Below are 19,626 nucleotides of genomic sequence, written 5' to 3' on the forward strand. Positions count from 1 at the left end.
TCGGCCAATTTCGCAGCCCCTATAGCATTATGAGCGCGAAGCGCAAAGACGGGTCCGGCAAGGGGGCATGCCATTGACCCGTGCATATGCACGGGTGTACTGAGCTGCCATGCAGGATGATTTTGATATTTGCCTTGTGCTGAACACGCGAATGGCCGCGCGAGCGGTCACGCGTCTGGCCGATCGGCGCCTACGGCCGTTCGGCGTTACCGCGGCGCAATTCAATATCATGGGGATGCTGGTCAGCCGGCCGAACCGCTCCATCTCGGAAATGGCGAGCGAACTGGCCATGGAACGCACCACGTTGTCGCGCAATCTGGCACTGCTCGAACGAAAAGGTCTGATCGCAACCGAAGCGACTGCCGAGGGAAAAGCGCGGCCCTATGCCCTGACTGGGGCCGGCCGCGCGGCTTTCGACAAAGCTGTTCCCGAGTGGCGAAGCTCGATTGCCGACCTGCGCCTCGCACTGCGCGACCCCGATTATGAGACTGTTATCAACGGTCTCCGCAATATCGCCCGCCTTTAGGCGGCCCCCCACACAGACCATCTCCAAATGAATCCGTTCAAACAGAGGACATGTCCATGCTGAAGCCCGATCCATCCGACCCCATCGTCGTTACCGGCATGGGGGCAGTGACCCCACTTGGCGTTGGTGTCGAGGTTTTCTGGCGCCGGTTGATCGAGGGCAAAAGCGGTATCGTACGCAATGATCGGTTCGATACCGAGGGTTTCGTGTCGCCGATTGCCGGCCTCGTGCCTGGCAAGGATCGCGATGAGCACGGCTTTGACCCCGTTGACTTCATAGACGCCAAGGAGGTCAAGAAGATGGACCTCTTTATCCAATACGCTCTGGGTGCGACGGCTGAAGCCCTGGCGCAGGCGAATTGGTTTCCCGAAACGCTTGAGGACCAACAGGCTACCGCGACGATCATCGGTTCGGGCGTCGGCGGTTCGCCAGTGATGGCCAAGGCGGTTGAGACGATCCGCGAGAAGGGACCGCGCCGATTATCGCCTTTCACCGTGCCGTCCTTCCTCGCCAATCTCGCCTCTGGCTGGGTATCCATTCGCTACCAGTTTCGCGGTCCAATCGGCACGCCGGTTACGGCTTGTGCTGCTTCCGCTCAGGCCCTTGGCGATGGTGTGCGCTTGCTGCTGACAGGTGAAGCCGAAGTCGTCGTGGCCGGTGGCGCAGAGGGATCGGTCGATCCGATCTCGGTCGGCGGTTTTGGCGCCGCCCGCGCGCTTTCCACGGCCTATGCGGATGATCCCACCAAAGCCTCACGGCCATTCGATAAGGGCCATGATGGCTTTGTGCTGTCGGAGGGCGCTGCTGTTGTCGTCATAGAAAAGCTCAGCCATGCGCTAAAGCGCGGTGCGACGCCTTTGGCGATTGTTGCCGGCTACGGCACATCGGCTGATGCCTATCATCTGACCTCAGGCTCTCCGGATGGGGCAGGAGCACAGGTTGCGATGCGCAATGCCATCAAGATGGCTGGGATTGACCAGTCCGCGATTGGTTACGTCAATGCGCATGCGACATCGACTCAGGTCGGCGATATGGCTGAGATTGCCGGCATCGGGGCTGTGTTCGCTGGGCGCGGCAAGGATCTGGCGGTTTCGTCCACCAAGTCGGCTACGGGTCATCTTCTCGGCGCAGCAGGGGCGCTCGAAGCTATCGTGGCCATTCAGGCGATCCGCAACGACATGCTGCCGCCGACGATCAATCTCGACGATCCGGTAGAAGAGGCAGACATTTTCGATCTAGTGCCGAACAAGGCAAAGCCCAAGCAGTTGGACTACGTGCTGTCCAATTCCTTTGGTTTTGGCGGCGTCAACGCGGCGCTTGTCTTCGGTAAAACGCCGTAATTCTATTTGGCTGGGAGCGTGGCGACGAAGCGTCGGCATCGCCCCAGCCAATCAGCGAGGGTGTCGTCGTCTTCGAGGGCATCGCCCGAGACGACGACAAAGCCGGTCATGCTGCGGCCGCCCATATCCATAATGCTGGCTCCGGAAATGGCGAGCGCCTCATCCATTCCGTCTTTGCCCACGCGGACAATGAGACTGCCTTCCTTTGTCGGGCAGCACAGCATGTTTCCGTTTTGCATAAATGCGCGGCCGCCGAACATTTTCTTCTCGGTGAGAAAAGGCATGGGCCCAAGGATATTGCGAACGCGATCGCTCAACTCGTCGCACGCCATGCTCATCACGCTTCGTCCTTTCTATAGGTGTCGTGACGCGGAAGGTGATCGGCGATCAGATCCCAGGCTTGATGGCTCCGTGAAAAGATCAACTGGTTTGGCTTGAACCAGTCATTGGCACCCGCGAAAATGCCCACAGGCACTATACGAAGCGCAGGGGCGCGCGAACTCTGAGCGAGTAGCGTAGTGCCACATTCGGGGCAGAAGTGGCGCGTGAAGCTTGCTCCGGATGCAGCCGGGCGGGAGATCGACTTCAGCGCGCCCCGCGTCCGAACGTCTTCAGCATGGAAAAGAACGACCGCAGAATGTCCGGCGCCGCCAACGCGCTGGCAATTCTCGCATGAGCACATGAACATGGACACGGGTCGGCCGGCGACGTGAACGGAATTGGCGCTGCAATCGCAATGTCCGTATTGATCCAGGTTAAGATTATTTTTGTGGGTCATGGCAAAAAGTTGCATGCTCGTTGCGGGTCTGCAAGATGCCTCAACGTCCCCTTAATCCGCGGAGAAAGTATCATGGGTTACTATCCGCACTTCCCGGTTTCGACGCAAAGGTTGCGGCTTCGCCAATTCACCCGCGGCGATGTCGATGCGGTGTTCGACTATCGCGGTCGGGCGGATGTCGCACTCTACCTCTTCGATTCAGCTCTCAGCCGAGATGAGTGCGCCCAAGCCGTGCAGCAGCGCATCGTCCATACCAATTGGGCAGAAGAGGGCGATAAGATTGTGCTGGCGGTGGAGCTCTCAGACAGCTCGCGTGTCATTGGCGAAATGTCGCTCATTTGGCGAGACGTCGATGCCCGTCAGGCCGAGATAGGTTGGATTTTTCACCCGGAATATCAGGGCCGTGGCTACGCGACGGAGGCGGCGCGTGCGGTCATCAACCTAGGATTTTATGGTGGGGACATCCATCGCATCTTTGCACGGTGTGACGCACGGAACAGTCCGTCGTGGCGCCTCATGGAGCGGTTGGGCATGCGCCGTGAAGCACACTTTCGCGAGCATGCACGGTTCAAGGGTGGCTGGGACGAAGAGTTCATCTATGCTGTTTTGCAGCGCGAATGGCAGGGCGAAAACCAGCCCTGATCGCCGCGGGACTTATTGCTCCATGATATGTGGTTTCACCCATGTCATCCGGAGACATCCCTGTTCGTGCCTGCAAAAGCTGAGTGAACTGAATTTCATTAGATATTGCAGGAACTTCCATCCGATCATGCCGTTGTCCCCTTGGAGCGTCCAGCAGCTTACATAAGGGGCGGAATCGTCATGTCGGGTTTGAATTTTCCAATCACTACCAATCGTCTTGTTCTTCGTCCGTTTGAGCGCAGTGATGTGCCCCTGGTCGCGCGCTATCACACTCTTCCTTCTGTCCAGCGCTATCTCGCTCGTCCAACACGCTATGCTGAAGACGTAGCCGGCGCCGTCGAAGTCATGCGCAACCAGATCGGTTTGCAGCGTCCGGGCGATGTTCTGACCCTTGCGATGCAGCGCAAAGGCGATCAGGCCGTCCTCGGTCATGTGTCGCTGAAATGGTCCGACGCGACCGCGGGGCAGGGGGAATTGCTGTTCTGCATCGATCCCGCCCACGCTGGTAACGGCTTCCTCACCGAATCACTGACCGCGATGCTGAACCTCTCCTTCGATCATTTCCGCATTCACCGCATTTTCGTGCGCTGCGATGGCCGTAATCATCACTCAGCCAAGCTGATGCAGAAGCTCGGTATGCGCCTTGAAGCGCATTATCGCGAGCACGCGCTCTTCCAGGGTGAATGGGACGAGGAATTGCACTTTGCCATTCTCGATCGCGAATGGCAGGCATCGTCCAAGGTGCGCCCGTTGCCGCTGCGCGAACGCGTCGCCTGATTTGCACCTGAGGCGCATCTGCGCTATGTCGCCGCCAAATCGGCTGGATGGCGCAGATGGCAGGCACTGACACTTCCCTCTCCATAACGCTGGCCCCCGGGCCAGCGATTATTTTATGCGAACCGCAATTGGGCGAGAATATCGGCACTGCGGCACGCGCCATGGCCAATTTCGGGCTCTGGGACCTGCGCCTTGTTCGCCCGCGCGACGGCTGGCCGAATGAAAAGGCGGTAGCAGCTGCCTCTCGAGCAGACCATGTGCTCGAGCGTGTCCGTGTTTTCGAAACACTGGAAGACGCCATCGCCGATCTCAAGCTGGTCTATGCCACTACGGCCCGTTCGCGCGACATGCAGAAAGAAGTGCTGGGGCCGGAAGAAGCATCGATCAATATGGCCCAGAGCATCAATGCCGGGCAGGGGGCGGGACTGCTCTTCGGTCGCGAACGTTGGGGCCTTCTCAATGATGAAGTCGCCATGTCGGACGCGATCGTAACCCTTCCGGTCGAACCGGCATTCGCGTCTCTCAACATCGCTCAGGCGGTTTTGTTGATGGCATATGAATGGCGCCGCCATGGTGGCCCGGGCAAAGATCTGCCCTTTGGGGACGGGCTCGATGAAGCCGCGCCGCGCAACGAACTTGTCGGGCTGTTCGAGCATCTCGAAGGCGTGCTTGATCAGAGTGGTTTCTTCACGACGCCGGATAAGCGCCCCAGCATGGTCAACAATCTGCGCACGGCGCTCACCCGCGGGCGATTTACCAGCCAGGAAATCCGCACACTGCGCGGCGTGATTTCTTCAATCGACCGGCGCCATGAGCGACCGAATCCAAACCGGCAGAAGGCCGAGGCCGATAAACCGATCACGGATTAATCTGCCGAACGGATCGGACCAGATTCGCCTTTGACGCCGGTGCGACAAAGTGTCATGCCGGGTCATCATGTCCACGACCCATCCTACTGAGCCCAATCGGCTTGCCTTCACCTATCCCGACTTTCGCTTTTTTTGGCTGACGACACTGTTCGTCAGCTTTGCCGTGCAGATCATGTCGGTCTCCATCGCCTGGCAGATTTTTGCCGTGACTGGTGATTATTTCCTGCTCGGGCTTGTTGGGCTGTGTCTGTTTCTCCCGGCGCTCTGCCTTATCCTCGTTACGGGATTGACCGCCGACCGCTTCAATCGTCGCGGCATCATGGCAATCTGCCTTACCGTGGAATTGCTCTGCGCCCTCGGATTTCTGGCCTTGGTCGAGGTTGAAGCCCATCAGGTCTGGCCGATCTTTGTCATTCTGGTTGTCCTCGGCACCGCCCGCGCCTTCTGGGGTCCTGCGGCGCAATCGCTGGCGCCAAATCTGGTGCCGCCTGAGGCGCTATCAAACGCGATCACAGTCAATGCGTCGGCCTGGCAGATTGCCAGTATCGCTGGACCATCTGTTGGTGGTGTCCTCTACGCAATCAGTCCGATCCTCGCCTTTGGCACAGCCGCCGTGCTGCTGGTCTGCGGCGCTGTCTGCGTCATTCTCATTCCCAAGCCCACTCAGCAACGGGCCCAGCAGGCGACGAGCCTTGAAACCATCTTTGGAGGCTTCCGCTACATTCTGTCCAACAAGGTGGTGCTCGGTGCCATCTCTTTGGACATGTTTGCGGTGCTCATGGGCGGCGCCGTTGCGCTGCTGCCTGCCTTTACCGAGGAAATCCTCCACGGCGGGCCAATGGAATTCGGCGTGCTGCGCGCCGCGCCCGGAATTGGCGCGCTCACCATGGCGCTCGTGTTGACCAAGTTCCCGGTGCGCAAGCATGCGGGCAAGACCCTCTTTGCCTTCGTGGCGCTCTTTGGTCTCTTCACGCTCGTCTTCGGCCTCTCGACCAGCGTTTGGCTCTCCATTGCTGCGTTGATGCTGGTGGGTGCTGCCGACATGGTCAGCGTCACGATCCGCGAAACCATCATGCAGCTTTGGACGCCGGAAGAGGTCCGCGGACGTGTCAACGCGGTCAATTCAGTCTTTATCGGTGCATCCAACGAGCTTGGAGAGTTTCGCGCCGGGACCGTTGCGCACTTCATCGGTCCGGTTGCCGCGGTGGCCGTCGGAGGTGTCGGCGCCATGCTCGTCGCTGGGCTCTGGAGCCGGCTCTTTCCGCAACTGCGAGAGCAGGACAGTTTGGACAAGAAGATGGTCTGAAACCCCTCCGGCGCTTGACAGGATGGCCCCTCGCCACTATCAAGCGCCCACCTATCCGGCCCTCGGGCCTTATAGGCGCACCCGGGATCTCCTGAATTTTTAGGAATCTGTCGGCCCTCGGCGACGAGGGCAAAGGAGGGCGCGATCCATTCAAACTATGAAAGGGATACGCGATGTCGAAGCGTCATTCTGTAAAGTACAAGATTGACCGCCGTCTTGGCGAGAACATCTGGGGCCGTCCGAAGTCCCCGCTCAACGCACGTGCCTATGGCCCCGGCCAGCACGGTCAGCGTCGCAAGGGCAAGCTTTCGGACTACGGTCTGCAGCTCCGCGCCAAGCAGAAGCTGAAGGGCTACTATGGCTCGATCACTGAAAAGGCTTTCCGTCGTCTTTATGACGAAGCCAGCCGTCGCAAGGGCGACACTGGTGAAAACCTGATCGGTCTGCTCGAGTCGCGCCTCGACGCGATCATCTATCGTGCGAAGTTCGTCGCAACGGTGTTTGCTGCTCGTCAGTTCGTGAGCCACGGCCACGTGACCGTCAACGGCCAGCGCGTGAACATCCCATCCTACCAGGTCAAGGTTGGCGACAAGATCGAAGTGCGTGAGCGCTCCAAGCAGCTCACCGTCGTTCTCGAAGCCGTCCAGCTCGCTGAACGCGATGTGCCGGATTACGTAGAAGTCGACCACAACAAGATGGTCGCCACCTACGCCCGCGTGCCCGCTCTCTCGGACGTGCCGTACCCGGTCCAGATGGAACCGAACCTCGTCGTCGAATTTTATTCGCGCTAAGCGAACACGACGCACAGAACTGGGAAGGGCCGCCATCTGGTGGCCCTTTTCTTTTGGCTCAATGAGATGGACTAAAAAGGAAAGGCTGGTGCGGTTAGCCCAGCCCCTGCGTTAAGACCGCAGGTCCTGGCCTTCGCTACGCGATGAGTCCCATGACCTTGAACGCCTGCGCATAGTGCGCGTGCGACACAAAGGTCCTGGAACGATGAAACAGTCTATCGTCGTCATTACACTCGGCGTCGCCGACATCGCCCGCTCACGCCGCTTCTATGGCGAAGGCTTTGGGTGGACGCCTGTCTTCGACAATCCCGAAATCGTTTTTTACCAAATGAACGGGTTCGTGCTGGGTACCTTCCTCAAGTCAGCACTGGAGGAAGACATGAACCTGACGGATCTACCGGTGGGCCCCGGTGCCTATGCGCTAGCCCACAATGTCACGAACAAAGAAGATGTCGAGCCGATCATGGATGCCCTTGTTTCAGCTGGAGGCACGCTTCTGCGCAAGGCCGATGCGCCAATCCATGGCGGCTTCCGCGGCTACATCGCGGACCCGGATGGGCACGCCTGGGAAATCGCCTGGAATCCAGCCTGGCCGATCGATGAGAACGGTCACGTCACTTTTGCCGTATGATCAAAAGTGAAGGGCCACTCCGAGGAGTGGCCCTTTTGTCTGAGTATCAGGTCGTCGCAGCGCCGCTGATGCTTTCCTTGATCGGCTCCTGATCCTTCGGGATAAAGCTCTCGAAGAGACGCAGACGCAGGTAGACCGACTGCAACTCGACGATCGTTGTCCAAGCGCGAGCGAAGAACTGGAACGAGGACGACACCTGGCCGAAGGCCAACTGTACCTGCTGATAGACACCCATTGTCAGGCCGCCAGCAAGAATAGTCGGCGCCATGGTTAGAAGCGGAACGTATCCAACCATGTTGAGGTAGGCGTAACGCGCCAGGTTGAAGTAGGTGTAGTGGAAATAGAGCCTAAAATAGTTCTTCTGCACATTGGCAAAGAGCTCCTTCACCGTTGGCGGATCGGCGCGCTCGGCGTGATCTTCACCGAACACCAGTTCCTTACGATAGGCTGCTTCAACGCGCTGATTAGCAAAATTGAGGCCGGGTAGTTTGATACCAACGGTCGCTAGCAGGACCGTGCCGATAATAGCAGCTGCGAGAGCCACCCAAACCAGACTGCCGGGAACTTCACCGACGAACGGCAGCTCGGTGATCGTGCTCGATAGTCCCCACAGCATCGGCAGAAACACGACAAGCGTGATCAGCGAGCTGAAAAAGGCCGTGCCGAGGTCCTCAACGATGGTCGCGAAACGCATGGTGTCTTCCTGCACACGCTGCGCGGCACCTTCCGTTTGGCGGATCGCTGGCCAATGCGCCATGTAGTAGAAGTTCATCGCCTTGCGCCAACGGAAGACGTAGTGCGAGGTGAAGAAGGCGAGCAAAACTGAAACGATGATGGTTGGCATCAATACGATCAGCAGCGTGAAGACCTCGCCGTAAAAACGCTCAGGCGAAACCGACCGCGGTTGGGTCAAAGCCAGCTGGATCATATCGAAGAACACGCCAGACCATTCGTTGACGAACGCTTCGACCTGCACTTGGAAATAGATGACCAAAAGGATGCCGGTCGACCCGACGACGCTCCACCAATACCACTCGTTGCGCTTGTAAAAGTACCAGAAGACGCAGAACGCAAGCGCAACGAGCAGCACATACTCATAAAGCCAGACGCGATCCCCGTTGAGGAAGTTGCCAACCGAGGACTCGGCGGCGCCTGCAGCGGCAGCCTGTTGCGAGGTCGAAGTGGTGCTTTCTGTCGTCGCCGGAGCATTGGGGTTGGTCTGATCAGCACTAGCCGCAGGCTGCGCAGCAACCGGATCGTCTGCCGTCGTCGGTTGATCGGCGGCCGGTGTCTCCGTCGAGGCGATCTGGGGGTGGGTGAACCGATCGATACTGATGACCGACCGGATGGGTTCGCCGACGGCAAACCAGATCAGCACGGAGGCCAGCAGCCACAAGGCAGCCGACGAAAAGAATATCTTGGGTACGGGGAAAAAGGAGCGGAACACCGGGAGACTCCAAGGTGCCAGGAAGATGTGTCATCTAACTGTGGCATTACGCATAAAACAAGGACAGGAAGTTAAGCTTTGGTAAGGTTAAGGCCTGTCGCTTTTGCTTTCCCTGCGCTTCTGCAGGGGGTATCAGCAGGGCGAAGGTTCATATGAGAGATTTGCCATGACCGCGGTGATGGAAGCCCCGACCACGCTGGCTGACGAGAACGAAACTGGTGCGCATCCGATTTTCGCCAAGGCACCGCGTTCGGTCGAGTTCAACAAGCTGCGGAAGCGTCTCATCCGCAACACGCGCGAGGCACTCGAAAAATTCGGCATGGTCCGGCCCGGAGAGAAATGGCTGATTGCCCTTTCGGGCGGTAAGGACAGCTATGGTCTCCTCGCCTTGTTGCTCGATCTCAAGTGGCGCGGCCTGCTGCCGGTGGAGCTCTTGGCCTGCAATCTCGATCAGGGCCAGCCGAACTTTCCCAAGCATATCTTGCCGGAATTCCTTGCGGGATTGGGGATAGAGCATCGCATCGAATATCAGGACACCTATTCGATCGTGACCGACAAGCTGCCGCAGGGCGCGACCTATTGCTCGCTCTGCTCGCGCCTTCGCCGCGGCAATCTCTATCGCATCGCGCGGGAAGAAGGCTGCACGGCGCTGGTGCTAGGTCATCATCGCGACGACAGCCTCGAAACCTTCTTCATGAACATGTTCCATGGCGGCAAGCTCGCGGCGATGCCGGCCAAACTCGTCAACGATGAAGGCGATCTGCAGGTGCTGCGGCCGCTGATCTATTGCGCAGAGGAAGATCTGCAGAAATTTTCCGATGCCATGCAGTTCCCGATCATTCCCTGCGATCTCTGTGGCTCGCAGGATGGGCTCGAGCGCAATGCGATGAAGGCCATGCTGACCGATATCGAAAAGCGGATGTCGGGCCGCAAGGATGTCATGATCCGTGCGCTCGGCAATATTAATGCGAGCCACATGCTGGATCCTAAACTCTTTGATTTCGCCAGCCTGACCGTGAGCGCAAAGGAAGAAAACGCATGAATATCGAACGGCTTGCTGGAATATTGCGCGAAGCGGCCAAGGCCGAGATCATGCCGCGTTTCCGGCATCTCGACGAGGGCATGGTGCGCAGCAAGACCAACGCGTTCGATCTCGTCACCGAAGCTGACGAGAATGCGGAACGGGTCATTACGGCCGCCATTCGCGCCCATTCGCCCAATACCGTCGTTGTCGGCGAGGAAGCGGTCTCCGCCAATCCGGCGCTGCTCGAAACCAACTTTGAAGATCGCACCGTCATCTATGTCGATCCAGTCGACGGCACCTACAATTTCGCCGCTGGCCTACCGCTTTTTGCCGTGATGGCAGCGGTGGTTGAAAATGGCGAGACGGTCGCCGGCGTCATTTACGACCCGATGGGCGACGATTTCCTGATGACCGAGCGTGGCTGCGGCACTTGGCAGGTCTTTCCCGATGGACGCCGGGTGCGGCAGAAATTTGCCGAAGCTGCGCCGCTTGCCGAGATGGGCGGGCTGGCTTCCGTCTCTTATCTGCCCGAGGGCGTGCGTAGCCAGGTCCTCGCCAATCTGGCCAAGGTCAAGATGTTCGCCAACTATCGCTGTGCTGGCCATGAATATCGCATGGCCGCGAGCGGACACGTGCATTTCCTCATGTATAACAAGCTGATGCCGTGGGACCACGTTGCCGGCGCGCTGATGATGCGCGAAGCCGGTGCGCATGTCGCGCGCCTTGATGGCTCGGAATACAAGGCACGTCACAGCGATGGCGGCCTGCTTATCGCGCCAAGCAAGGAGAGTTGGGACGAACTCCGTCGCGAGGTCTTTACGGTCTAGCCCCTGCGCTGAACGCTTTGGCAGCGGCCTCTATCGCGCCGACGCCTCGCGCGATGCCCAAAGATTCCATGCCCGCTTCTATGCTGGACAGAACGCCAAGCACCATATGGGCATTGACGTGTCCCATGTGACCGATGCGGAAGAAATCGCCATAGGCTGGCTCGCTGGAGAGAGCCATACCGAGACCTATGCCAAGCGTGACGCCGGTTTCTTGCTCCATCCAGCGCCGCAATTTCAGGGCACCACCATTGCCAATGCGCGCTGCGGTGACGGAGTGTCCGCGGGCGGACGGATCAGCAATATTGAGACCGATATGGGAGTGCCCAGCGCTCCAGGCGTCCAGCGCCAACCACACGCATCTGGCAAGCGTGTGGTGGCGCTGCCAGACGTTCTCCAAGCCTTCTTCGTTCAAAATCATATCAAGTGCTTCGCGCATGCCAAAGAGGTGCTGCGTCGGAGCGGTGCCCCCGAAATAATGCCAAAACTCGGCGCCATCGGTTCGCGGTGACCAATCCCAATAGGGTGTTCTGAGATCGCTCTCTGCGGATCGCTCGCGCGCCTTGTGGGAAAACCAGAGAAAGGCGAGACCCGGTGGCATCATCAGGCCCTTTTGGCTGGCGCCGACGATGACATCGACGCCCCAATCGTCCATGCGCAAGTCGTCGCAGCCGAGGCTCGCGACGGCATCGACGGCAAGGAGAGCAGGGTGCCCGGCGGCATCAATGGCACGGCGGATTGCGGCAATGTCATTCTTCGCTGATGAGGCCGTGTCGACATGCGTGACCATGAGCACCTTGATGTTGTGCGATATGTCGGTCTGCAATCGCTCCGCGATCAAATCCGGATTGGCTGCGCCTGACTTGCCACAATCCATCACCTCAACGTCCACACCCAGTCGTATGGCTGAGCTGGCCCAGCCGGTGCCGAAAAGTCCTGTCGCTACCAGAAGGGCCTTGTCGCCGCGCGAAAAGAGGTTCGCATTCGCGGCCTCCCATGCGCCATGTCCGTTGGCAATATAGATTGCCGCGTTCTGCCTGGTGACTGCGACGCGCCGTAGGTCGGCCATCAGGCCATCCATCATCTCAACCACTTCGCCTTCATAGATATTGGGCGAAGCGCGATGCATGGCGTTCAGCACACGCTCCGGCACGACAGATGGACCGGGGATGGCGAGATAGGTGCGACCTGACATGGCAGATTCCGGAGTGATAGACGCTTCAGCCTAGACTTCCTCGACAAACCCGCAAAGAGCCTTGACCCACTTGCTCGACTCATAAGTCTATGCTTATGTGTTTGCATGAGCGATGCTGAAATATTCAAAGTGCTGGCCGATCCGACCCGCAGGGCAATTCTCGAGCGGCTTTCCGGAGCGGAACTGACAGCCACCGATCTGCGCGATGGCTTTGCCATTTCACAGCCGGCGATGTCGCAGCACATTGCGGTTCTCAAGGGTGCGGGAATGATCAGCGAAAGGCGCGAAGGGAGATTCGCTCATTACCGCGTCGATCCCGACGGGTTTGTACCTTTGCACGCATGGCTCGCGCGTTATCGCGATTTCTGGCCGAGCCGGATCGATAATCTCAAGGACCTGCTGCGGGAGATGGACCAATGACCGACAAGGATGAAGCAGTGGTCTTCGAGACCGAGCTCGATGCGCCGCCCGAGAAGGTCTGGCGAGCGCTGACCATCCCCGAATATCTCGAGCGTTGGCTCGATCTGCCTGCCAAGACGGACATTTCAATCATCCACACCGATGAGCCGCACAGCGTGACCTATCGATGGCGAGATCAGGAGGATGGCGCGTTTTCATCCGACAGCGTCGTCACCTTTGAGATCAGTCCGCTTGATAACGGTGGCAGCTATTTCCGGCTAACGCATGCGCCTCTGGCCATGCCGGCGGCCGACAACAGCAACGAGCCCATGATGCTCGCGGCTTAAGCGCCGACCTTACCAATTACACCGAAAATCTGATGGAGGTCGCCGATGCGCGACATGATGCAACTCGTCCCTATGGTCGTCGAACAATCCAGTCGTGGCGAACGCGCCTTCGACATCTATTCACGGCTGCTGCGGGAGCGGATCATTTTCGTGAATGGCCAGATCGAGGACAATATGGCCTCGCTGATCTGTGCCCAATTGCTGTTTCTGGAAGCAGAGGCGCCGACCAAGCCGATCTACATGTATATCAATTCACCCGGTGGCGTCGTAACCGCGTGTCTCTCGATGTACGACACCATGCAGTTCATCAAGGCACCGGTCGGTACACTGTGTATGGGCATGGCAGCATCAGCCGCGACAATCATTCTGGCTGCCGGCGAACCGGGTCATCGTGCGTCGTTGCCCAGCACTTCAATCATGCTGCACCAACCCTCGGGCGGTTTTCAGGGCAAGGTGACGGACATCCTGATCCATGCAGAGGAGAGCCTGCGACTCAAACGCCTGACGAATAATATCTATGCTCGCCATTGTGGACGCACATATGAGGAGGTTGAGCTGGCCCTGGAGCGCGACCGCTATATGACTCCTGAAGATGCCAAAGCCTGGGGATTGATCGACCACGTCTACGCCGATCGTGCCGAGCTTTCCTTCCCACCAGCAGACTCTCCCGCGTAAGAAAAAAGCCACCCATCTTGCGGGTGGCTTGGTTTTTAGTGCGCGTCCAAGATGGGCGTGGCCTCGCCGTGGCTATATTGCTCACCCACGCCGAACAGCCGGCCCTTTTCTGCAACCAGAATGCAGATCAGGGTCAGTACGCCCATGCTGAAATAGCCTGCCGCCACCGGCACGGTGGTGCCATCGAACATCTGCCCGACATAGCTACCGATCAAGGCGCCGCCAACGGTCTGGATAAAGCCGAAGACCGATGCTGCCGTACCGGCGACGGCGCCCAGCGGTTCCATGGACAGCGAATTCATGTTCGACGCAGCCCAGCCGAAGCAGAACATGACCACGCAGAGGAGGCCGAAGAACACCCAGAACGGCACGTATCCCGCAAGCGAGAGCGCCAACAGAACCGCCGATGCAATTGTGTAGACCACCATCGCACCATGGGAGAGGCGACGCATGCCAAGGCGGCGCACGATGCGTGAGTTGGTGAAGGAAGACACGGCCATCAGGCCTGCCACTGCAGCAAATGCCACGGGGAAATAGACGCCGAGGCCGTAGATATCGACGTAGATCTGCTGTGCCGAACTGATGAAGCCAAAGAGCGCGCCGAAAAGGAATGTGCCCGCGAGCCCATAAGAGAAGGCCACGCGATTAGTCACGACGATCTTGAAGCCTTGAATGATCCCCGAAAAGCTGAGGGGACGACGTTTCTCGGCAGGCAGCGTCTCAGGCAGGCGGAAATAGGTCCAGCTCCAAAAGACCAGAGCAAGCAGGCCCATGAAGATGAAGATCATCTGCCAAGGCCCGGTCAGCAACAGGATTTGACCAATGCCGGGCGCGACGATTGGAATCGCCATGAAGACCATGAATGTGAGCGACATGACTTCGGCCATTTCGCGGCCCTGATACCGGTCCCGTACCACAGCGGTGGCGATTACGCGCACGCTCGCTGCACCCATGCCCTGCACAAAGCGGAGCGCGAGAAGCGCGGCAAAGCTTGGCGCAAAGGCTGCGGCGATCACAGCGATGATGTAGACGCCGATGCCGGCAAGCAGCGGCGCCCGGCGGCCAAAGCGGTCGGTCAACGGACCAAAGGCAAGCTGCGCGATGCCCATGCCGAGCATGTAGAACGAGACGACGAACTGGCGCTCGTTCTCGCTGACGATATTGAGCGCTTCGCCCATATAGGGCAGCGCAGGAAGCATAACGTCGACGGCCAGCGCATTAAGCGCCATGAGGGCCGCGATAAGGGCAATGAATTCCGGGCGCGAGAGCACCCGATTAACGTGATCAGACATGAGAATTGCTCAGTAAGGAGGGGCTCGCCCAGAAGATGGCGGCGCAATAATTGGGCGGAACATGAACCTGTCCGGCCGGGTTGGCAAGCTTTTATCGGTAAAAAACGATAGTTGCTATGGGTTAAGCGGGTTGGGTCCTGAAACTCGAAACGCTGCGCTCGTTGATGGGCAGATGCAGCGCCGCGGATGCAAGACCCAGAATGATGCCAAGATACCAGACGAGGCTATAAGATCCGGTCTGGTCATAGACAACGCCGCCCAACCAGACGCCGACGAACGACCCGAGCTGGTGGCTGAAGAACGCGACGCCGTAGAGCATGCCCATATAGCGCGGCCCGAAGAACAGGGTAACGAGGCCCGCCGTCAGCGGCACGGTAGAGAGCCACAGCAGACCCATTGCTGCCGCGAACGTATAGGCAGTGACTTCCGTAACCGGGAACAGCAGGAACGCCGCGATCGCAATCGCGCGGAGGAAGTAGATGGTCGCGAGCAAGATCTGTTTGGGAAGGCGCGAGCCCAACCAGCCTGAAAGCAGCGAGCCGGCTATGTTGAATAGCCCGATCACGGCAATCGTCCAGCTTCCGACTTCCGGGGACAGGCCGCACTGCACGAGGTAAGCGGGCATGTGGACATTTATGAACGCCAGATGGAAGCCGCAAACGAAGAAGCCGATGACCAAGAGCCTGTATGAGCCATGGCCCCAGGCCTGCGACAACGCCTGCATGAAAGGCATGTCGGCTTCGCCGGGTGTGCTGACGCTCCGGCCGCGCAATGCGGCGGATAGTGGGATGATCAGCAGGAGGAGCAGAGCTATCCAAACCAGCGCCATCTGCCAGCCGAAAGCAGAAATGAAGCCCTGACCGAGCGGCGCAAAGATGAACTGGCCAGCCGAGGAGGCAGCGGTGGCAATGCCGAAGACAAAGCTGCGCTTTTCCGCGGGAACGACGCGGCCGAAAGCGGCCATCACGACACCGAACGAGGCGACAGCGATGCCCGTACCGGTTACGACACCGGCGGTGATGGTTAGACTGAGAACGTCGGTCGAAAACGACATGCCCAGCACGCCGAGCGCGTAGATCAGGCCGCCGACGGCAAGGACGCGGCCAGTGCCATAGCGGTCCGCAAAGCCGCCGGCGAACGGCTGTGCTATGCCCCAGACCAGGTTCTGCACCGCCATGGCCATCGCCCATTGCTCGCGCGAGAGGCCAAGGTCTTCTGTCGCCGGCAGGGTGAACAGTCCAAAGGCCCCGCGCGTCCCAAAGCCAATCGCCGCAATGATGCAGCCAGCGATGATGACCACTGGCATTGGAACGACGGGACGGGCGGAAGCGGGAGAGGTCATGGCAGCACCTGAGCGAGTCCACAGAGATTACGCCTCTGCCGCCATCACGCAAAACGATATTGCGGAATGGCTTCGATCAGATCTGGTGATGCTCGGAAAAACAAAAGCCCCGCATGATGGCGGGGCCTTCAGCATAATTCTGACGACTTAGGCGCTCTGCTTTACCGGGATGCCGGCCTGCTGCATGTGGGTCTGCAATTCGCCGGACTGGAACATTTCGCGGGCAATATCGGCGCCGCCGACAAATTCACCCTTCACATAAAGCTGCGGAATGGTTGGCCAGTTCGAATAGGCCTTGATGCCGTCGCGCAGTTCGGGGCTTTCGAGCACGTTAGCGCTATCGTAGTCGACGCCGAGATAATTCAGAATCTGAACGACCTGGCCGGAGAAGCCGCACTGCGGAAAATCTGGAGTGCCCTTCATGAAGAGGAACACGTCGTTGTTCTTCACCTTCTCGTCGATAAAGGCGTTGATGTCGGTCATGGGAGGAGCCTTTCAGTGAACCGGTTTCAAGGACCGGGTAAACTCGCGCTTTAAATAGGACAGGACTGCGGCAGTGTCGAGATCACCGCCTCAACTCGCCCACTATTGTTACTGTGTCGCGCTGCAGCGCTTTTCGCCGGTCGACTTGACCTCGCCCGAAGCAATGTCGAACACTTGTTCTTCGGCAATAACCGCGCCAAGCCCATTGGAGGTGAAATCCTCAAACTGCGGGCAATTGTCCTCCGTGCCCTGCTCGCTGCGCATCCAATAGGTCACCGCGTCGTCGCTGACGGTGATCTCATCGTCGGCAGCTTCATCCACAACGGTTTGGTGCTCGGCGAGGTCCATGATGACGATATTGCCGTCCGGTCCGGTCTATCGGGTCAGAACTAAGTACTTGCCTGCAAGACCCTCAAACCAGAGCGGCTGGCCATCGGGCCAACCTGCCTGACCCAGGGGATTGATGACAAAGTCCGTCTCCCGCTCCACATATTCGCATTTGATCTTACCGCGTGCAGGCGCGCGCGCGAGGATTTCCATGCCCGCACTATCGGTCCGGTCTTGCGCAATGACGAGGAACTGGTCGTTCTGAAAACACTGAGCCTCCTGCGCCATTGCCGGCGCAGCAAAGAGGAACGGCATCAATGCGAGAGCTTGACTGAGGCGCATCAAAGTCTGTCCTTGATCCAAGGGTGCAGGCGGAAGTCGTTGTTGCTGGTGAAGAGCACCGATTCCCAACCGAAATTGCGGGCGCCTTCTACCACTTTTTGCGTATCGTCGAAAAAGAGCGGAATTTCGGTCTGCGGCCCCATCCGTGCTGCAGCGAATTTGAAGAAGGCGTCCATCGGCTTCATGGCCCTGGCTCGGGCCGAATAGAACATATCGTCGAATAAGTCGCCCAGTCCAAGGGTCTGCCAAAGCCATTGGGCCCGCATGTGATCCTGGTTTGTGGCGAGGTAGAGCTTGATGTCTTTCGTTGCCTTCAGCCGACGGATGTCCTCAAGCAGATCTTCATTTGGCTGACTGTTCCGGGCCACCCAATGCTGCGCGAAGGCGATTGTTGAGCCCTTGTAGCCAAATGACGAGAGCCGCCGATCAAGCGCGTCAACGAGAGCGGTTTGCCCGACAACCACCTTCTTGATGAAAATGTCGTAGATAAACTCGTCGCGAAATCGAACGGGGTCGATGCCGAGATCGATCAGGAACTCTTCTTCCCACGTCTTCCCATCAGGCCGCGCGTGATAGCCATGAACGAGCACGCCATCGACGTCGAAGATGATCGAGCGTGTCACTGCTTGAGCGCTTCCTTGAACGCATTCCTGATGCCTTTGCCATCCAGTGGCTCGCCCGCGAACCGTGGAATGACATGGAGGTGGGTATGGAAGACATGCTGTCCACCGACCGATCCGACATTCCAGCCGAGCGTAAAACCGTCGGGCTTTTGGTCGCCATAGTGATCGCGTGTGGCCGCGAGCGCGGCGTTGAAATCACTCCACTCGTCAGGAGACATCTCGAAAGGGCTTTCGCTATGCCGATGCGGCACGATCATGCTGGCGAGGGGCAGATCTGGATCGCGGCTCGCCAGAAGATAGAAATGCTTGGTCTCAAGCAAAGGCGCGTCGATCAGGAGCCCATTTTCTCGACAGAAGCGGCAACCGGCCACTCTCATCGAGATTTTGGGGGCGTCGCGCCGAGACCGTTCAGCACGTTTGCCGGAATTTTTAGATCGCGAATGACGTCGCCGTGCTGACGAAAACCCATGAGCTCGCGCTGAACGAAATAAGACCAGACAGCGTCTCTGGCTTCGTAGAGGGCCTTGTCCGTGCCAGTCTCGAGCACGGCTAGGCTCTTGATGACCCGTGCTTCGGCCGCGCCGATCGAATTGGCGCGTTCGGCCATGATCTCGTGGTCGAGGGCCGCCGTTCCAGCTTCCGGCCGCACCATGCGAATGAGATCAAGCGAGTCGCGCAGCCCGGACATCGGCTCTATTCGGGGATGCCGGTTTGCAGTGCCAGAGCGTGCAGAGCGCCGCCCATGTCTCCCTGAAGAGCTGCATAGACGAGCTGATGCTGCTGGACACGGCTTTTGCCGCGGAAAGCTTCGGAGACGACCTTGGCGGCATAGTGATCACCGTCGCCGGCCAGATCGCGAATCTCGATATCGGCATCGGGCAGGGCGGCCTTGATGCGGCGCTCGATCTCGTGGGCGTCCATTGGCATGTTCAGTCTCCCCGTCGTTTTCGGTTCGCCGTGGCCGGCGCATGTCCTTGATATGGCATGCGGAAGGGGCGGCTTCAATATCGCCGGATTATTGAGGCGGGGCTTGTTCGGTCTCGGGCGTCGCGCCGACGCAACAATCGGCGTCCGAACGGGTCGAGAAATTGGCGATGATGAATTCGACGGCCGGTCGTACCTGCTCGGCGACTGACGTCGCGTAGATACAGTCGAGCGAATAGCCGCGGCTTTGGGCCACGGTCTCACTATGAACCAGCGTGATCGGCACTCCCATGGAAGAGCTTTCGCTCGTGCCCTCGTAATAAAGCGCGGTGGCGTCCTGATAATTCTTGGTGCCGGTTTCCCCGAGCGTGAAGCCGGGGAATGTCTCTACCCAGGCTTCGGTAATCGCAGACGGGTCTAGCGCACCGACGGCCGCTTCCGCGGACCAATCGGCATCTTCTACCGGCACGACGCTCAGGTCGCACTGCAAGGGCGCATTGGGGTGGTTGATGGTCAGCGGTTCGCCCGCGCCGCCGGTGGCCACCATGGCTTCTGGGTAGATGAGAGTGTAGGGCTGGTCGGGGAATATCGAGCGCGTGACGTTGATGGTCTGGGCGTAGCTCGTTGCCGGCAGCGCTACCGCGCTCATGCTGACCACGATCGCCAAAAGCCGCTTCGAATTCATCACTTGCTCCAAAAACAACGCGCCACCCTTTGGCGGA

The 19,626-nt window shown here is 58.9% G+C and carries 27 protein-coding genes; 13 read left to right on the forward strand and 14 right to left on the reverse strand.

The genetic code is table 11. The features are described from left to right. Positions 1-109: 109 nt before the first annotated feature. Together ASG47_RS17080 and fabF are read left to right on the forward strand one after the other, a co-directional pair. A complete protein-coding gene (locus tag ASG47_RS17080; protein WP_082511811.1) occupies positions 110-526 on the forward strand; it encodes a MarR family winged helix-turn-helix transcriptional regulator in 417 nt (138 codons plus the stop codon). Positions 527-582: 56 nt separating this feature from the next. Next, positions 583-1,866: a beta-ketoacyl-ACP synthase II gene (gene fabF, locus ASG47_RS17085; RefSeq protein WP_061911613.1), complete on the forward strand. Its 1,284-nt coding sequence runs from the start codon at positions 583-585 to the stop codon at positions 1,864-1,866. 2 nt (positions 1,867-1,868) lie between these two features. Here the strand turns inward: fabF and ASG47_RS17090 are convergent, their stop codons facing one another. After that, positions 1,869-2,204, reverse strand: coding sequence for a TfoX/Sxy family protein (locus ASG47_RS17090; protein WP_200940963.1), 336 nt, complete (start codon positions 2,202-2,204; stop codon positions 1,869-1,871). Continuing rightward, complete coding sequence (locus ASG47_RS21340; RefSeq protein WP_082511812.1) at positions 2,204-2,659, reverse strand: GFA family protein; 456 nt, start codon at positions 2,657-2,659, stop codon at positions 2,204-2,206. The genes ASG47_RS17090 and ASG47_RS21340 overlap by 1 nt, the downstream gene beginning before the upstream one ends. 57 nt (positions 2,660-2,716) lie before the next feature. Here ASG47_RS21340 and ASG47_RS17095 point away from each other — a divergent pair, with 57 nt between their 5' ends. The 6 genes from ASG47_RS17095 (at position 2,717) to ASG47_RS17120 (ending at position 7,660) form a co-directional block, all read left to right on the forward strand. Next, complete coding sequence (locus tag ASG47_RS17095; RefSeq protein ID WP_061911251.1) at positions 2,717-3,286, forward strand: GNAT family N-acetyltransferase; 570 nt, start codon at positions 2,717-2,719, stop codon at positions 3,284-3,286. Positions 3,287-3,466: 180 nt separating this feature from the next. Further along, positions 3,467-4,063 (forward strand): GNAT family N-acetyltransferase, encoded by a 597-nt coding sequence (locus tag ASG47_RS17100; protein WP_061911252.1) that lies wholly within the window; start codon positions 3,467-3,469, stop codon positions 4,061-4,063. A gap of 56 nt (positions 4,064-4,119) precedes the next feature. Continuing rightward, entirely contained in the window at positions 4,120-4,932 is an 813-nt protein-coding gene (locus ASG47_RS17105) for an RNA methyltransferase (protein WP_061911615.1), read from the forward strand. Between the two features lie 67 nt (positions 4,933-4,999). Beyond that, a complete protein-coding gene (locus tag ASG47_RS17110; protein WP_061911254.1) occupies positions 5,000-6,238 on the forward strand; it encodes an MFS transporter in 1,239 nt (412 codons plus the stop codon). A gap of 173 nt (positions 6,239-6,411) precedes the next feature. Then, entirely contained in the window at positions 6,412-7,029 is a 618-nt protein-coding gene (gene rpsD / locus ASG47_RS17115; protein ID WP_061911256.1) for a 30S ribosomal protein S4, read from the forward strand. A gap of 205 nt (positions 7,030-7,234) precedes the next feature. Further along, entirely contained in the window at positions 7,235-7,660 is a 426-nt protein-coding gene (locus tag ASG47_RS17120; RefSeq protein WP_061911258.1) for a VOC family protein, read from the forward strand. 46 nt (positions 7,661-7,706) lie between these two features. Here the strand turns inward: ASG47_RS17120 and ASG47_RS17125 are convergent, their stop codons facing one another. Then, on the reverse strand, positions 7,707-9,107 hold the full coding sequence (locus ASG47_RS17125) for a peptide transporter (RefSeq protein ID WP_061911260.1): 1,401 nt from the start codon (positions 9,105-9,107) through the stop codon (positions 7,707-7,709). Between the two features lie 178 nt (positions 9,108-9,285). On the opposite strand from ASG47_RS17125, the gene ttcA reads away from it, so the two are divergent. Both ttcA and ASG47_RS17135 read left to right on the forward strand, forming a co-directional pair. After that, positions 9,286-10,149 (forward strand): tRNA 2-thiocytidine(32) synthetase TtcA, encoded by an 864-nt coding sequence (ttcA, locus tag ASG47_RS17130; RefSeq protein WP_156464161.1) that lies wholly within the window; start codon positions 9,286-9,288, stop codon positions 10,147-10,149. After that, positions 10,146-10,958 (forward strand): inositol monophosphatase family protein, encoded by an 813-nt coding sequence (locus tag ASG47_RS17135; protein ID WP_061911265.1) that lies wholly within the window; start codon positions 10,146-10,148, stop codon positions 10,956-10,958. The genes ttcA and ASG47_RS17135 overlap by 4 nt, the downstream gene beginning before the upstream one ends. Here ASG47_RS17135 and ASG47_RS17140 read toward each other — a convergent pair. Further along, complete coding sequence (locus ASG47_RS17140; protein WP_061911267.1) at positions 10,948-12,150, reverse strand: pyridoxal-phosphate-dependent aminotransferase family protein; 1,203 nt, start codon at positions 12,148-12,150, stop codon at positions 10,948-10,950. The two genes, ASG47_RS17135 and ASG47_RS17140, sit on opposite strands and share 11 nt — an antisense overlap. A 105-nt stretch (positions 12,151-12,255) precedes the next feature. On the opposite strand from ASG47_RS17140, the gene ASG47_RS17145 reads away from it, so the two are divergent. From ASG47_RS17145 to ASG47_RS17155, 3 genes are read left to right on the forward strand one after another with little or no spacing between them, the layout of a single operon-like run. Next, entirely contained in the window at positions 12,256-12,570 is a 315-nt protein-coding gene (locus ASG47_RS17145) for an ArsR/SmtB family transcription factor (protein ID WP_061911270.1), read from the forward strand. Further along, positions 12,567-12,896, forward strand: coding sequence for an SRPBCC family protein (locus tag ASG47_RS17150; protein ID WP_061911272.1), 330 nt, complete (start codon positions 12,567-12,569; stop codon positions 12,894-12,896). The genes ASG47_RS17145 and ASG47_RS17150 overlap by 4 nt, the downstream gene beginning before the upstream one ends. A gap of 45 nt (positions 12,897-12,941) precedes the next feature. Further along, a complete protein-coding gene (locus ASG47_RS17155) occupies positions 12,942-13,571 on the forward strand; it encodes an ATP-dependent Clp protease proteolytic subunit (protein ID WP_061911274.1) in 630 nt (209 codons plus the stop codon). Between the two features lie 35 nt (positions 13,572-13,606). On the opposite strand, the gene ASG47_RS17160 is transcribed toward ASG47_RS17155, so the two are convergent. From ASG47_RS17160 to ASG47_RS17205, 10 genes are all read right to left on the reverse strand, one after another. Further along, positions 13,607-14,863, reverse strand: coding sequence for a multidrug effflux MFS transporter (locus ASG47_RS17160; protein WP_061911276.1), 1,257 nt, complete (start codon positions 14,861-14,863; stop codon positions 13,607-13,609). A 121-nt stretch (positions 14,864-14,984) separates the two neighbouring features. After that, on the reverse strand, positions 14,985-16,205 hold the full coding sequence (locus ASG47_RS17165) for an MFS transporter (RefSeq protein WP_061911278.1): 1,221 nt from the start codon (positions 16,203-16,205) through the stop codon (positions 14,985-14,987). 147 nt (positions 16,206-16,352) lie between these two features. Further along, positions 16,353-16,688, reverse strand: a complete 336-nt coding sequence (gene grxD / locus ASG47_RS17170; RefSeq protein ID WP_061911280.1) for a Grx4 family monothiol glutaredoxin — start codon at positions 16,686-16,688, stop codon at positions 16,353-16,355. 108 nt (positions 16,689-16,796) lie between these two features. Then, complete coding sequence (locus tag ASG47_RS17175; protein ID WP_061911282.1) at positions 16,797-17,036, reverse strand: hypothetical protein; 240 nt, start codon at positions 17,034-17,036, stop codon at positions 16,797-16,799. A 27-nt stretch (positions 17,037-17,063) separates the two neighbouring features. After that, positions 17,064-17,357, reverse strand: a complete 294-nt coding sequence (locus ASG47_RS17180; protein WP_061911284.1) for a hypothetical protein — start codon at positions 17,355-17,357, stop codon at positions 17,064-17,066. Further along, the gene (locus ASG47_RS17185) at positions 17,357-17,980 is read right to left on the reverse strand and encodes an HAD family hydrolase (protein WP_061911286.1); all 624 of its coding nucleotides are present in this window, start codon (positions 17,978-17,980) and stop codon (positions 17,357-17,359) included. Before ASG47_RS17185 ends, ASG47_RS17180 begins: the two co-directional genes overlap by 1 nt. After that, a complete protein-coding gene (locus tag ASG47_RS17190) occupies positions 17,977-18,300 on the reverse strand; it encodes an HIT family protein (protein ID WP_162243272.1) in 324 nt (107 codons plus the stop codon). The genes ASG47_RS17185 and ASG47_RS17190 overlap by 4 nt, the downstream gene beginning before the upstream one ends. 53 nt (positions 18,301-18,353) lie before the next feature. Next, entirely contained in the window at positions 18,354-18,668 is a 315-nt protein-coding gene (locus ASG47_RS17195; RefSeq protein ID WP_061911290.1) for a DUF6665 family protein, read from the reverse strand. A 5-nt stretch (positions 18,669-18,673) separates the two neighbouring features. Then, on the reverse strand, positions 18,674-18,907 hold the full coding sequence (locus ASG47_RS17200) for a BolA family protein (protein WP_061911292.1): 234 nt from the start codon (positions 18,905-18,907) through the stop codon (positions 18,674-18,676). Between the two features lie 88 nt (positions 18,908-18,995). After that, on the reverse strand, positions 18,996-19,589 hold the full coding sequence (locus ASG47_RS17205; RefSeq protein ID WP_061911294.1) for a hypothetical protein: 594 nt from the start codon (positions 19,587-19,589) through the stop codon (positions 18,996-18,998). Between the last annotated feature and the right edge of the window lie 37 nt (positions 19,590-19,626).

It is taken from the genome of Devosia sp. Leaf420 (genome assembly GCF_001425445.1).
Taxonomy (GTDB): Bacteria; Pseudomonadota; Alphaproteobacteria; order Rhizobiales; family Devosiaceae; genus Devosia.